This window comes from Rhodoglobus sp. GW821-FHT12B09 (genome assembly GCF_058809925.1).
On record NZ_JBXATB010000001.1, the window covers coordinates 98,318 to 111,798 of the forward strand.

12 protein-coding genes are annotated in these 13,481 nt (G+C 71.4%); 9 read left to right on the top strand and 3 right to left on the bottom strand.

Annotation, left to right across the window (positions count from 1 at the left end):
- Nucleotides 1–41 precede the first annotated feature (41 nt).
- From AC1RTC_RS00485 to AC1RTC_RS00495, 3 genes are read left to right on the top strand one after another with little or no spacing between them, the layout of a single operon-like run.
- The gene (locus AC1RTC_RS00485; RefSeq protein WP_493154264.1) at nucleotides 42–1,010 is read left to right on the top strand and encodes an AAA family ATPase; all 969 of its coding nucleotides are present in this window, start codon (nucleotides 42–44) and stop codon (nucleotides 1,008–1,010) included.
- A 13-nt stretch (nucleotides 1,011–1,023) separates the two neighbouring features.
- Entirely contained in the window at nucleotides 1,024–2,343 is a 1,320-nt protein-coding gene (locus AC1RTC_RS00490; RefSeq protein WP_493153489.1) for a DUF58 domain-containing protein, read from the top strand.
- A complete protein-coding gene (locus AC1RTC_RS00495) occupies nucleotides 2,330–4,564 on the top strand; it encodes a transglutaminase TgpA family protein (RefSeq protein WP_493153490.1) in 2,235 nt (744 codons plus the stop codon). Before AC1RTC_RS00490 ends, AC1RTC_RS00495 begins: the two co-directional genes overlap by 14 nt.
- 16 nt (nucleotides 4,565–4,580) lie before the next feature.
- Here AC1RTC_RS00495 and AC1RTC_RS00500 read toward each other — a convergent pair whose 3' ends face one another.
- Genes AC1RTC_RS00500 through AC1RTC_RS00510 form a run of 3 tightly spaced genes read right to left on the bottom strand, consistent with a single transcriptional unit; the run spans nucleotide 4,581 to nucleotide 7,328 of the window.
- The gene (locus tag AC1RTC_RS00500) at nucleotides 4,581–5,351 is read right to left on the bottom strand and encodes an ABC transporter ATP-binding protein (protein ID WP_493153491.1); all 771 of its coding nucleotides are present in this window, start codon (nucleotides 5,349–5,351) and stop codon (nucleotides 4,581–4,583) included.
- Entirely contained in the window at nucleotides 5,348–6,370 is a 1,023-nt protein-coding gene (locus AC1RTC_RS00505; protein WP_493153492.1) for a putative F420-0 ABC transporter permease subunit, read from the bottom strand. The genes AC1RTC_RS00500 and AC1RTC_RS00505 overlap by 4 nt, the downstream gene beginning before the upstream one ends.
- Nucleotides 6,363–7,328, bottom strand: coding sequence for a putative F420-0 ABC transporter substrate-binding protein (locus AC1RTC_RS00510; RefSeq protein ID WP_493153493.1), 966 nt, complete (start codon nucleotides 7,326–7,328; stop codon nucleotides 6,363–6,365). The genes AC1RTC_RS00505 and AC1RTC_RS00510 overlap by 8 nt, the downstream gene beginning before the upstream one ends.
- A gap of 187 nt (nucleotides 7,329–7,515) precedes the next feature.
- Between AC1RTC_RS00510 and AC1RTC_RS00515 the strand changes: the two genes are divergently transcribed.
- From AC1RTC_RS00515 to AC1RTC_RS00540, 6 genes are all read left to right on the top strand, one after another.
- Nucleotides 7,516–8,364, top strand: a complete 849-nt coding sequence (locus AC1RTC_RS00515; protein ID WP_493153494.1) for a nitrilase-related carbon-nitrogen hydrolase — start codon at nucleotides 7,516–7,518, stop codon at nucleotides 8,362–8,364.
- A gap of 102 nt (nucleotides 8,365–8,466) precedes the next feature.
- The gene (gene hydA / locus AC1RTC_RS00520) at nucleotides 8,467–9,906 is read left to right on the top strand and encodes a dihydropyrimidinase (RefSeq protein ID WP_493153495.1); all 1,440 of its coding nucleotides are present in this window, start codon (nucleotides 8,467–8,469) and stop codon (nucleotides 9,904–9,906) included.
- Nucleotides 9,907–10,002: 96 nt separating this feature from the next.
- Nucleotides 10,003–11,019 (top strand): TIGR03842 family LLM class F420-dependent oxidoreductase, encoded by a 1,017-nt coding sequence (locus AC1RTC_RS00525; protein ID WP_493153496.1) that lies wholly within the window; start codon nucleotides 10,003–10,005, stop codon nucleotides 11,017–11,019.
- Nucleotides 11,016–11,909, top strand: coding sequence for an ABC transporter permease (locus tag AC1RTC_RS00530; protein ID WP_493153497.1), 894 nt, complete (start codon nucleotides 11,016–11,018; stop codon nucleotides 11,907–11,909). Before AC1RTC_RS00525 ends, AC1RTC_RS00530 begins: the two co-directional genes overlap by 4 nt.
- Nucleotides 11,906–12,691, top strand: coding sequence for an ABC transporter ATP-binding protein (locus tag AC1RTC_RS00535; protein WP_493153498.1), 786 nt, complete (start codon nucleotides 11,906–11,908; stop codon nucleotides 12,689–12,691). The genes AC1RTC_RS00530 and AC1RTC_RS00535 overlap by 4 nt, the downstream gene beginning before the upstream one ends.
- Entirely contained in the window at nucleotides 12,688–13,449 is a 762-nt protein-coding gene (locus AC1RTC_RS00540) for an ABC transporter permease (RefSeq protein WP_493153499.1), read from the top strand. Before AC1RTC_RS00535 ends, AC1RTC_RS00540 begins: the two co-directional genes overlap by 4 nt.
- Nucleotides 13,450–13,481: the final 32 nt, after the last annotated feature.

Genomic DNA, 13,481 nt, shown 5'->3' on the forward strand with positions numbered 1-13,481 from the left:
ACCTCGAGACCCAGCACGACGACGTGCCCGACGTAGCGCCGATGGCCTACGACGCCTTCCACGCGAAGGCGCAGGCGATCCTCTCGACCGTCGAGACGGTGATCGACGGCAAGCGCGATGCGGTCGAGATGGCCCTGACGGTGCTCCTCGCCGAAGGGCACCTCCTCATCGAGGACGTGCCGGGGGTCGGCAAGACGATGCTCGCCCGCGCGCTGGCGAAGACCGTCGACTGCTCGGTGAGCCGGATCCAGTTCACCCCCGACCTCCTCCCGGCCGACATCACGGGCGTCTCGGTGTACAACCAGGCCGAGCGCGTCTTCGAGTTCAAGCCCGGCCCGATCTTCGCGAACATCGTGATCGGCGACGAGATCAACCGCGCGAGCCCCAAGACGCAGTCCGCGATGCTCGAGAGCATGGAGGAGGGCCAGGTCACGGTCGACGGCAGCAGCTACGCGCTCGCCACCCCGTTCATCGTCGTCGCCACCCAGAACCCGATCGAGATGGAGGGCACCTACCCCCTCCCGGAGGCGCAGCGCGACAGGTTCATGGCGCGCATCTCGATGGGGTATCCGGATGCCCCGGCAGAGCTCGCCATGCTCAGGCAGCGTGCCACCTCCAGCCCGCTCAAGGCCGTCCGCCCGGTGGTGGGGAGCTCGGAGCTCGCCGACATGATCGCCACCGCCCGCGCCGTCTACGCGAGCCGCGCGGTCGAGCAGTACGCCGTCGCCATCGCGCAGGCCACCCGCCAGGACCGCGACCTGCGCCTCGGCGCGAGCCCCCGGGCCACGCTGCAGCTGGTGCGCGCCGCGAAGGCCCGCGCGGCCCTCGACGGCCGGGAGTTCGTGCTGCCGGACGACATCGACGCGCTCGCGATCCCCGTGCTCGGGCACCGGCTCATCGCCGCGCGCCGCGCCGGCCCCGGGGCATCCACCCTCTCCGGCGGCAGCGTCCCCGACATCATCGCCCGCATCATCGCCGACACCCCCGTGCCGATCAGCGCGTCGTCCTAGGGCGCCCGGGACCATGTCGCAGCGGCCGGTGCGCGTCGGTTTCACGCGCCGAGGCGTCGTGTTCCTGTGCGCCTCCCTGCTGTCGAGCGTCCTGGCCTACTCGATGGGGCTGCGCGAGCTCCTGTACGTCTCGATCCTGCTCGTGGGGCTGCCGGTCGGCGCCCTCGCGCTCGTGTGGCTCGCTCGGCCCCGGCTGTCGGTCACTCGCACGTTCAGCCCGCACATCCTCGAGGCGGGGGCCGCGGCATCCGTCACGATGCACGTGCGCAACCTCGCCTACCGTCGCAGCACGCGCTCGCGCTGGCGCGACACGCTACCGTGGCGGCCGGGCCGGACACCGGACGCCGACCTGCCCGCGCTCCAGCCGCGCGGCGCGCGGTTCTCGTCCCGCGGCAACACGGTGGAGCTGCGGTACGAGCTGCGACCGCCGCGCCGCGGGGTGTTCTCCGTCGGCCCGCTCGGCGTCGACGTGGTCGACGCCTTCGGCCTCGCATCGAGCTCGCTCACCACGGGGCAGCCGCAGCCGATCGTCGTGACCCCCGAGATCGTGCCGCTGCCCGCGACCGGGCTCAGCACGACCGCGGGCGACGGCGAGTCCCGGCTCGTGCAGCGCCGCTCGGCCGGCGACGATGACGACACCATCACGCGCGAGTACCGCTCGGGCGACGCCATGCGGCGGGTGCACTGGCGCGCGACCGCCCGGCACGGCGATCTCATGGTGCGGCAGGAGGAGCAGCGCAGCCTGCCCGAGGCCCGCATCATCGTGGACACCCGGCGCAGCGGCTACCGCGACGCCTCGGGCGAGGGCGACGACGCCGACGGGGCCGAGAGCGAGTCGTTCGAGTGGGTGGTCCGCATGCTGGGCTCGGTCGCGGTGCACCTGCGCCGGTCCGGATTCCTCGTCCGCATCGTCGAGACCGGGCCGGCCCAGCTCGCCGCCCTGGGGCGCAAGGGCCGCCGGGCGTGGGGCGAGGAGGAGTTCCTCGTCGGGCTCGCGTCCTTCGGGCTCGTCGACGACCACGAGCACGCGGAGCCGCGCACGCGCCGGGGCGGTCCCACCATCGCGATCGTGGGCAGCCCGGACGGGGAGACGACCGACTGGCTCGCGGGGCAGGGGCTGGAGGGCGACGTCTCGGTCGCGTTCATGGTGCAGAACGTGTCATCCGTCGATGTGATCAATCGGTCGTTCGGCGTGGACAGCGCGCCGACCGGGGTGGGCGAGCGCCTGGCGGACGCGGGCTGGCTCGTCGTGCCGGTGCGGGCGGACGACGACCACGCGGCGGCCTGGGAGGCCGTCGTGATCGAGACGGGGCGCGCGCGTGCCGGCGCGTAGGGTGCCGGCGGCCCGCGAGGCGGAGCGCAGCCGCGGGCTCGACTGGCTCACGAGCGGCGTGCTGCTCGTGGCGGTGGGCACCTCCGCTGCGGCGCTCAGCAGCATCCTCACCGACATGCAGTGGTGGCTCGTGATCATGCTCGTCGCGGCCATCGTGCTCGGCACGGCGGCGACGGTGCGCTCGTTCGCCCGCCGCCCGGCGTGGGGATCGCTCGGGGCGGCCGCTGCCGCGGTCGGGACCCTGACACTGTTCTTCGCGCCCGGCTCCGCCCTCCTCGGCTTCGTGCCCACCCTCGACACGATCGGCGCGCTGCGCGAGCTGGAGGCGGCGGGAACCGCCTCGATCGCAAGCCAGAGCCTGCCGGCCGATGCCGACCAGGGGATCGTCTACCTGCTGTGCCTCGGCGTCGCGGTCATCTGCGTCGTGCTCGACCTCTTCGCCCTCACCCTGCGCTTCACCGCACTCGCGGGCCTGCCCCTGCTCGTGCTCCTGCTCGTGCCGAGCCTCGTCGACCCGACGCTCGACGACGGTCTGTTCTTCGCCCTCACCGCGGCGGCGTTCGTGGGTCTGCTGCTCGTGAGATCCCGCCCGGCGAGCCGCGCTGCGGGCGTCGGCATTGCGGCGGCGGCCGTGGTCGTCGCGCTCCTCGTGCCGCTGGCGCTGCCCGAGGTCTCGCCGCCCGAGCCGGGGGAGCAGGGGGCATCCGGCACCGCCACGGGCATCAACCCGATCATCACCCTCGGCGACGACCTGCGTCAGGGCGACCCGAGCCTCGCGCTCACGTACACGACCACCGCGCCCAGCGGGGTGTACCTGCGGCTCACGGCGCTCGACGACTTCACGGGGGAGTCGTGGAAGCCGAGCTCGACCGACGTCATCAAGGGCAACGACGTGGCTGCGATCGGGCCCGCGCCCGGCCTGGGCGCCAGCATCCCCACGACCGCGACGACGAGCGACATCACGGTGGGGAACATCCTGAGCCGCTGGCTGCCGGTGCCGTACGCGCCCATGAGCATCACGGGCCTCGAGGGCTCGTGGTCGTGGGAGCCGGACGCCCTGGCGATCCGCACCGGGAGCTCCAACGCCCGCAACCAGGAGTACGAGGTGCAGAGCGTCACCATCTCGCCCTCGGTCGACCAGCTGCTCGCCGCGGGGACCACGGTCGAGCCGGGGCTCGAGCGCTACCTCGCCCTCCCGAGCGACATGCCGGCGATCGTCGGCCAGACCGCCCTCGAGGTCGTGGGCGATGCGGCCACGAACTACGAGAAGGCCGTGGCGCTGCAGGAGTACTTCCGCGGCGGCGAGTTCACCTACTCGGAGGAGGCGCCCGTCGAGAACGGGTACGACGGCTCCGGCGCGTCCGTGCTGGCGGCCTTCCTGCAGGCGAAGTCGGGCTACTGCGTGCACTTCTCCTCCGCGATGGCGTCGATGGCCCGCAGCCTCGGCATCCCGTCGCGCGTGGTGGTCGGCTTCACCCCGGGCGAGGCGAACTCGCTGCCCAGCGGCACGGAGTACCGCGTGACCACGCACAACCTCCACGCCTGGCCGGAGCTGTACTTCGCCGGCATCGGCTGGGTGCGGTTCGAGCCGACCCCGGGCCGCGGAGTGCCGCCGGCCTTCGCCCCGCTCGCCGAGGACGACCCGAGCACGCCGGACGTCGACGAGTCCGTGCCGCCGCCGCCCGCCACCAGTAGCGCCCCGCCGACCTCGGTGCCCACCACCGCCCCCACTGCGGCCCCGACGCCCAGCGCCACCCCGATAGCGGGTCCGGATGCTCCGCTGCGCTCCCTCTCCGGGTGGTGGGCCCTTCTGGCGGCGCTGGTGGCGCTGCTGCTGGCCCCGTTCGCGGTGCGCACCATCCGCCGGGCGAGGCGGACGGCGCTCACCTCCCGGGGCTCCGCGGCCGCCGCTTGGGACGAGCTCCGCGACACCGCCGACGACCTCGGCCTCGCGACGAGCATGACGCGCACCCCGCGCCAGCTCGCCCTCGACCTCGCGCCGCACCTCGACGACCGCGGTGCCGCCGCCCTCGCCCGCCTGCGCGCCGCCCTCGAGCGCGAGGCCTTCGCCGACCGCCCGAGCGGCGCCGACACCGCGGACCTCCGGGCCGTGCTGTGGTCGCTGCGCCGCAAGGCCGGGCCGCTCCGCGCGCTCGTGTCGTTCCTCGCGCCGCGGTCGCTCGTCGCGGGGTGGCTGCCGGCGCCGAGCAGCGCGGAGTAGCCCGGCCGGCGAGCCGCTAGTCCAGCGGGCTGAAGGCGAGCACCGGGCGGCCGGTCACGGGGTTGACCAGCACGGTCGCCTCGACCCCGTAGACCTCGCGCAGCAGGGCCGGGGTGAGCGTCTCCGCCGTGGGGCCCGCAGCCACCACCCTGCCGTCCCGGAGGACGATGACGTGGTCCGCGTACGTGGCGGCGAGACCGAGGTCGTGGAGGGCCGCGAGCACGGTCATCCCGCCGTCCGCCAGCCGGCGCAGCAGCCCGAGCGACTCGAGCTGCGCGCCGATGTCGAGGTGGTTCGTGGGCTCGTCGAGGAGCAGCAGCGACGGCTCCTGCGCGAGGGCCCGGGCGAGCATCACGCGCTGGCGCTCGCCGCCGGAGAGGGTGGCGAATTCGCGGTCGGCGAAGGCGCTCATGCCCGTGGCGTCGAGGGAGCGGGCCACGACCTCGTCCGGCCCCTCGCCCCACAGGGACTGGTACGGCAGCCGGCCGAGCCCCACGACCGAGGCGACGGACATGGCCGTCTCGGTCGCCGTGTCCTGCTCGACGAAGGCGACGATGCGCGCTCGCTCGCGCCGGGGAGCAGTGAGCAGCTCGGTCCCGTCGAACGAGACGCTGCCCTCGGCGGGCCTGTGCACCGCCGCGAGGGTGCGCAGGAGGGTCGACTTGCCCGCGCCGTTGGGCCCGACGAGTGCCGAGACGCTCCCTGCCGGCACTGTGCAGTCGACGCCGTCGATGATGAGCGTGGCGCCGGCGAGGATGCGCACGCGCGACGCCTCGAGGCCGGTCATGTCGCGCTCCGGCGACGGCCCAGCAGGAGCGCGAAGATCGGCGCCCCGATGATGGCAGTGACGATGCCTACGGGCAGCTCCCGCGGGTCGAAGAGGCTGCGCGCGACCGTGTCCGCCCAGAGCAGGAAGATCGCGCCGACGAGCGCGCTCAGCGGTAGGAGCGCCCGGTGCCCCGGTCCCACGAGCAGCCGCACGCCGTGCGGCAGGATGAGCCCGACGAAGCCGATCGATCCGCTCACCGAGACCATCGCCCCGGTCAGCAGGGCCGTGGCCGCGAGCAGGGCCCAGCGGGTCGCGGGCACGTTGATGCCGAGCGAGGCGGCCGAGACATCCCCGAACGCGAAGGCGTCGAGGAGGCGGCCGGTGAGCACGATCGGGATGCCCGCCACCACGAGAGCGACAACGGCGATGGCGACCGCGGGCCACCGGGCGCCCGCGAGCGAGCCGAGCAGCCAGCCGAGGATCTCGCGGTAGGAGTCGCCGGTCGCGGTCCAGAAGATGACGAGGCTGGTGATCGCCCCCGCCAGTGACGAGACCGCGAGCCCGGCCAGCACGGTGCGCGTGGGCGTGATCGCGCCGAGCGAGCTCGCCAGCAGGAGCGTGAGCACGAGCGCCGCCATCGACCCCAGGAACGCCGCGACGGGCAGCAGCAGCGACGCCCCCAGGAGCACGACGCTCACCGCCCCGAGGGACGCGCCCGACGAGAGGCCGAGCAGGTACGGGTCCGCGAGCGGGTTGCGGGTGATCGCCTGCATGACGGCTCCCGCGATCGCCAGCCCGGCCCCGACCGCGGCGGCGGTGAGCACGCGCGGCAGCCGCAGCTCCCACACTATGCCGTCGCGCAGGGGCGGCAGCGGCGAGGCGCCGAGCCCGAGGTGGCTGCCGATCGAGCCCCAGACCTCGCCGAACGTGATGCTCGCGGGGCCGATCGTGACCGCGACGACGATCGACGCGACGAGGGCTGCCCCGAGCGCCGCGCCGATGACTATCGGTGATCGAGCCTGTCGAGACCTAGCCATCGAGCTCCGCGATCTGCTTCGACAGGGATGCCGCGGCCTCCACGGTCCGCACACCGGCCTCGCTCGACGCGAACGGCAGCACGAGGTACCGCTTGTTGATCACGGCGTCGAGGTTCGCGGTGGCGGGATTGCTCTCGAGCCGCTCGATCTTCGAGGCCGCGGTGTTCCAGCTCGCGTCGATGAGCACGATGAAGTACGGGTCGGCGTCGACCACCGACTCCCAGCTCAGCGGTGCCCACGTCGCCTTCACGTCGGCCGCGATGTTGGTGAGCCCCACGGTCTCCAGCACGAGCTCGGGGGCGCCGATGCCGGCGCCGGAGTACGGGGTGTCCGACCCGGACGAGTACCAGAACGCGGTGCGCCCGCCGCCGTCGACGTCGATCGAGTCGAGCGTCTTCTGCTGCTCGGCGAGCAGGGGAGCGGGGTCGACCCGGAAGATCGAGGCGATCTGCTTGATGTCGCCGAACACGTTGTCGAAGCTGAGCTTCGCGGGCTGCTCGGCGCTCTGGCAGGCCGACGGCGAGACGTACGAGTTGACGCCGAGGCTGGCGAGCTCGGTGCGGTCGCCCGCGCCGTCCGCCGCGAACGCCGACTCCCAGCCCGCGTAGACCAGGTCGGGCTGCTTCTCGAGCACGACCTCCTCGCTGGGCACCTTGTCGGAGATGGACGTGAGGGATGCCGCATCCGCCGCCCACTCCTCGGGCACCGGTCCGTCCTGGAAGGCGGTGCCGACGATGCGGTCTCCCAGGCCGAGTGCGAGCAGCATCTCGGTCGACGTGGACTTGATCGTGATCACCCGCTCGGGCGCCGCGTCGAACGTGACGGAGGTGCCGCAGTTGTCGACGGTCACGGGCGAGACGGCGCTCGGAGTGGGCGCGGCGGCGGGTGTCGCGGCGCAGCCGGCGAGGGCGGCAGAGGCGAGCAGGACGATGGGCAGGGCACGGGCGAGCGTGGGCAAAGTGGCCTCCGGTGGGCATGGCTGTGAGGGGTCGGATCGACCTTCTGCCCCAACACGTGGGCAGCACACCACGCCATACACGGCGCACGGGTCTGTATTCACCCAGTCTATTTACGCGGCCGTCACAAACAGAAACAATGGGGAAACGTTCGCCCTCGATGATGAGGGTCTGACCCCGGAGGTATGCATGACCGTAGTACGCGCCGCAATCACCCAGACGACCTGGACCGGGGACAAGGAGTCGATGCTCGCCAAGCACGAGCAGTTCGCGCGTGACGCGGCCGCCGACGGCGCACAGGTCATCTGCTTCCAGGAGCTGTTCTACGGCCCCTACTTCGGCATCACCGAGGACAAGAAGTACTACCGCTACGCCGAGCCGGCCGACGGCCCCATCGTGCAGCGCTTCGCCGCGCTCGCCAAGGAGCTGGGCATCGTCATGATCCTCCCCATCTACGAGGAGGACATCACGGGCGTGTACTACAACACGGCGGTGATCGTGGAGGCCGACGGAACGATCCTCGGCAAGTACCGCAAGCACCACATCCCGCACCTCGACCGGTTCTGGGAGAAGTTCTACTTCCGCCCCGGCAACATGGGCTACCCCGTCTTCAACACCTCGGTCGGCAAGATCGGCCTCTACATCTGCTACGACCGGCACTTCCCCGAGGGATGGCGCGAGCTCGGCCTCAACGGAGCACATATGGTCTTCAACCCGAACGCGACCAAGCCGGGGCTCAGCAACCGCCTGTGGGAGGTCGAGGGCCCGTGCGCCGCGGTGGCCAACGGCTACTTCGTGCTGCAGCCCAACCGCGTCGGCCGGGAGGACAACGAGTACGGCGAGCTCGCCGTCGACTTCTACGGCACCTCGCAGGTGATCGACCCCCGCGGCAACTTCGTGGGCGAGCGCGGCTCGGGCGAGCACGAGGAGATCCTCATCCGCGACCTCGACATGGACATGGTGCAGCAGATGCGCGACGACTGGCAGTTCTACCGCGACCGCCGCCCCGAGTCCTACACCAGCATCCCCAAGCCGTAGTTCCACGCGGGTCGAGTGGGCCGCCCGCGGCCGTATCGAGGCCATGGTTTCGATACGGGGCTGAAGGCCCTGCTCGACCGGCGAGATTTGTAAGGAGTACCAATGAAGACCCTCATCAAGAACGGCACGGTAGTGACCTCGACGGGTCGCTCGCTCGCCGACGTGCTCATCGACGGGGAGACGATCGTGGCCGTTCTCGCCCCCGGCTCGAGCCTGCTCGGCTTCGACGTCGCGGGCAGTGTCGACACCGTCATCGACGCGCAGGGCAAGTACGTGATCCCCGGCGGCGTCGACGCGCACACGCACATGTCGCTGCCCTTCGGCGGCACGTCTGCCTCCGACAACTTCGAGACCGGAACGCGGGCGGCGGCCTGGGGCGGCACGACGACGATCATCGACTTCGCCGTGCAGACGTACGGCCAGAGGGTGCTCGACGGCCTCGCGACCTGGCACGGCATGGCCGAGGGCCAGTGCGCGATCGACTACGCGTTCCACCAGATTATCGGCGATGTCAACGACGACTCGCTCGCCGCGATGCGCACGCTGCCCGACGAGGGCATCTCGAGCTTCAAGCTGTTCATGGCCTACCCGGGCGTCTTCTACTCGGACGACGCGCAGATCCTGAAGGCCATGCAGGTCTCCGCCGATACCGGCATGATGACGATGATGCACGCCGAGAATGGACCGGCGATCGACGTGCTCGCCGCCCAGCTCGCCGAGGCGGGCAAGACCGACCCCTACTACCACGGCATCGCCCGCGCCTGGCAGATGGAGGAGGAGGCGACCCACCGCGCGATCATGCTCGCCGACCTCACCAGCGCACCGCTGTACGTCGTGCACGTCTCCGCGAAGCAGGCTGTTCAGCAGCTCGCCTGGGCCCGCGACAACGGGCAGAACGTGTTCGGCGAGACGTGCCCGCAGTACCTGTACCTCTCGCTCGAGGAGCAGCTCGGAGCCTCGAGCGAGGAGTGGGGAAAGTTCGAGGGCGCCAAGTGGGTGTGCTCGACGCCGCTGCGCTCCAAGGAGGAGGGCCACCAGCACGCCATGTGGCAGTCGCTGCGCACGAACGACATCCAGATGGTCTCCACCGACCACTGCCCGTTCTGCATGAAGGGCCAGAAGGACCTCGGCCTCGGTGACTTCCGCAAGATCCCCAACGGCATCGGCTCGGTCGAGCACCGGATGGACCTGCTCTACCAGGGCGTCGTCGACGGCCAGATCTCGCTCGAGCGCTGGGTGGAGATCACGGCGACCACGCCCGCCCGCATGTTCGGCCTGTACGGCAAGAAGGGCGTCATCCAGCCCGGTGCCGACGCCGACATCGTCATCTACGACCCGAACGGCCACACGTCGATCGGCTACGGCGAAGGCAAGACCCACCACATGAACATGGACCACTCCGCGTGGGAGGGCTTCGAGGTCGACGGGCACGTCGACACCGTGATCTCGCGCGGCAAGGTCGTGGTCGACGACAACCAGTACCTCGGCGCCAAGGGCGACGGCAAGTTCGTCAAGCGCGGCCTCTCGCAGTACCTGATCTAGGCGGGTCGAGCAGGCCCGCCAGGGCCGTATCGAGGCCAGGTTTCGATACGGCGGCAGGCGGCCTACTCAACCCGCAGAACCCAAGAAAGCAGCCACATGGAATTCGGCGCAGTACTCCAGACCAACCCCCCGGCCAGCCGGACCGTCCACCTCGCCAAGCTCGCGGAGCAGTACGGCTTCGAGTACGTCTGGACGTTCGACTCGCACCTGCTCTGGCAGGAGCCGTACGTGATCTACAGCGCGATCCTCGCCGAGACGAACCGCGTCATCGTCGGCCCCATGGTGACCAACCCGGCGACCCGTGACTGGACGGTGACGGCATCCGTCTTCGCCACCCTGAACGAGATGTACGGCAACCGCACGGTGATCGGCATCGGGCGGGGCGACTCGGCGGTGCGCGTGACGAACGGCAAGCCGACGACGCTCGCGGAGCTGCGCGAGTCGATCCACGTCATCCGCGAGCTCGCCAACTCGCGGCCCGTGGAGTACAACGGCTCGCAGCTGCAGTTCCCGTGGTCGAAGGGCTCGGAGGTGGAGGTGTGGGTCGCCGCCTACGGCCCGCTCGCGCTCAAGCTCACGGGCGAGGTGGGCGACGGCTTCATCCTCCAGCTCGCGGACCTCGACATCGCCGAGTGGATGATCAAGACGGTCCGGGATGCCGCGGCCGCAGCCGGGCGCGACCCGATGTCCGTCAAGTTCTGCGTCGCGGCGCCGATGTACATCGGCACCGACGTCGACCACATGCGCAACCAGACCCGCTGGTTCGGCGGAATGGTGGGCAACCACGTCGCCGACATCGTCGCCAAGTACGGCGAGGGGTCGAATGTGCCGAAGGCCCTTACCGACTACATCAAGGCGCGCGAGGGCTACGACTACAACTCGCACGGCAAGGCGGGCAACGACCACGTCGACTTCGTGCCCGACGACATCGTCGACCGGTTCTGCGTGCTGGGCACCGCCCAGCAGCACATCGAGAAGCTCACGGCCTTGAAGGAGCTCGGCGTCGACCAGTTCGCGGGCTACCTCCAGCACGACAACAAGGAGGAGACCCTTCGCCAGTACGGCGAGACCGTGATGCCCGCCCTGCGCGAGCACGTCGTGGCGAAGGCATGAGGCGCGGAGCCGTCATCGGATGGGGCGCCCTCGGCGTCCTCGCAGTACTCGCTGCCTGGGAGCTCTACAAGCTCCTCGGTCCCGCTGAGGGCCTCGTCGTCGGCGCCGTCGCGGGCGAGACCGGCTCGGGTGTCATGATCCTGCCGCGCACGAACGACCGCGCGATGCCGCACATCTGGGACATGGTCGCGCGGCTCTTCCAGTCGGCGAGCGGGGGCGACACCCCGCCGCTCGTCGTCCCCGTCGTCACCGCGGCGCTCACCACGCTCGGCATCGCGGCGGTCGGCTGGCTCATCGGCGTCGCCGTGGGCGCCCTGCTCGGGCTCGTGATGCAGCGCTGGCGCCTCGCCGAGTGGGGGCTGCTCCCGTGGATCGTCGTGAGTCAGACCGTGCCGCTCATCGCGTTCGCGCCGCTCATCGCGAGCATCGGATCCCAGGTCGACCGCGCGGGCGCCGTTCCGTGGCCGCAGTGGCTCTCGGTCGCGGTGATCGCGTCGTACCTCGCGTTCTTCCCGGTGGCGGTGGGCGTGCTCCGCGGCCTCGAGTCTCCCGACCGCATCCACCTCGATCTCATGAAGACCTACGCCGCCGGGTACTGGCAGACGCTGTTCCGGCTGCGCCTGCCTGCCGCCGTGCCGCACCTGCTGCCCGCGCTGCGGCTCGCCGCCGCCAACGCGGTGGTCGGCGCGGTGGTCGCGGAGGTCTCGATCGGCATGCGCGGCGGCATCGGCCGGATGCTCATCCAGCTGGCCGGGCAGGGCTCCAGTGACCCGGCGGCACCGTGGGGTCCCACGTTCGGCTCGATCGCACTGGGACTCGTGGCGGCCGGATCCGTCGCCCTCATCGGCCTCGGCCTCAAGAACTACCGCAGGGGAGAAGCAACCGCATGAGTGCAGTCAAGGCAACCGGCATCGGCAAGACGTTCGCGACCACGACCGGGGACGTGGTCGCGCTCACCGACGTGGAGCTCACCGTCGAGCCCGGGGAGTTCGTCTCGCTCATCGGCCCCTCCGGCTGCGGCAAGTCGACGCTGCTGCGGCTCATCGCCGACCTCGACCCCGCGTCGACGGGCGAGCTCGAGATCTTCGGCAAGCCCGCCCGCCAGGCCCGCATCGACCAGGACTACGGCATCGCGTTCCAGCAGGCGGGCCTCCTGCCGTGGCGCACGGTCGCCGGCAACATCGGACTGCCGCTCGAGCTGCACGCGGTCACGAAGTCCGAGCGCCAGGCGCGCGTGGCCGAGCTCGCCGCGCTCGTGGGGCTCGAGGAGTTCGTCGACCGCTACCCCGACCAGCTCTCGGGCGGCATGCAGCAGCGCGTCGCGATCGCCCGGGCGCTCGCCGAGCAGCCGCGGCTGCTGCTCATGGACGAGCCCTTCGGCGCCCTCGACGAGATGACCCGCGAGTACCTGCAGGGCGAGCTCGCGCGCATCGCCGCGGACACCGGCGCGGCGGTCGTGTTCGTGACGCACTCCATCCCCGAGGCGGTGTTCCTCTCCGACCGGGTCGTGGTCATGAGCCCGCGCCCCGGCCGCATCACCGACATCCTGACGATGGGCCTGGGGGATGCCCGCACCGAGGCCCTGCGGGAGTCGGCCGAGTACTTCGAGCGCGTGACCGCGGTGCGCGAGGCGCTCCACGGGGCGCCGGTCGAGCGGGCGAACGAGCGATGACCCTGCCTGCGCCACTGCGCTTCGTCGCCCCGGTCGCCGTCGGCGCGATCATCCTCGCCCTGTGGTTCCTCGTGGTCGACGTGCTTCACGCCGCCCCGCGCGCGCTGCCGAGCCCGGTCGCGATCGTGGGCCAGATCGCCGACCACTACGACATCATCCTCGAGGACATGGGCATCACCGCCACCAACGCCCTCGTCGGCCTCGCGGTCGGGGCCGTCGTCGCGATCGTGCTGGCCGCCCTCGCGGCGACCTTCAGGCCGGTCGACGGGATGCTCGCGCCCCTGGTCGCGGCGATCGCCGTCGTCCCGATCGTGGCCATCACGCCGATCCTCAACACGATGTTCGGCGCGTCCAGCCAGTTCGGGCGGCAGTACGTCGCGGCGATCGCCGCCTTCGTCCCCGTCTTCGTGAACGTGCTGCGGGGGTTGCGGCAGACGCGGCCGGTGCACCGCGACGTGCTGCGGTCGGCCGGGGCATCCGGGCTGCAGACCTTCCGCGTGCTGACGCTCCCGACCGCCCTGCCGTACCTGCTCACCGGCCTGCGCATCGCGAGCTCGATCGCGGTCATCGCCGCCCTCGTGGCCGAGTACTTCGGCGGCCCCGCCGACGGCATCGGCACCGCGATCGCCAGCTACGCGAAGTCCGGCCATGCCGCTCTCGCGTTCGCCTATGTCGCCGGCGGCATCGCCATCGGCCTCGTGCTCTTCCTCGTCATGTCGCTGCTCGAGCGGCTCGTGACGAGGGGAAGGCCGGTCTGACCGGCTGCACCACCTGCTCCATCCGCACACCA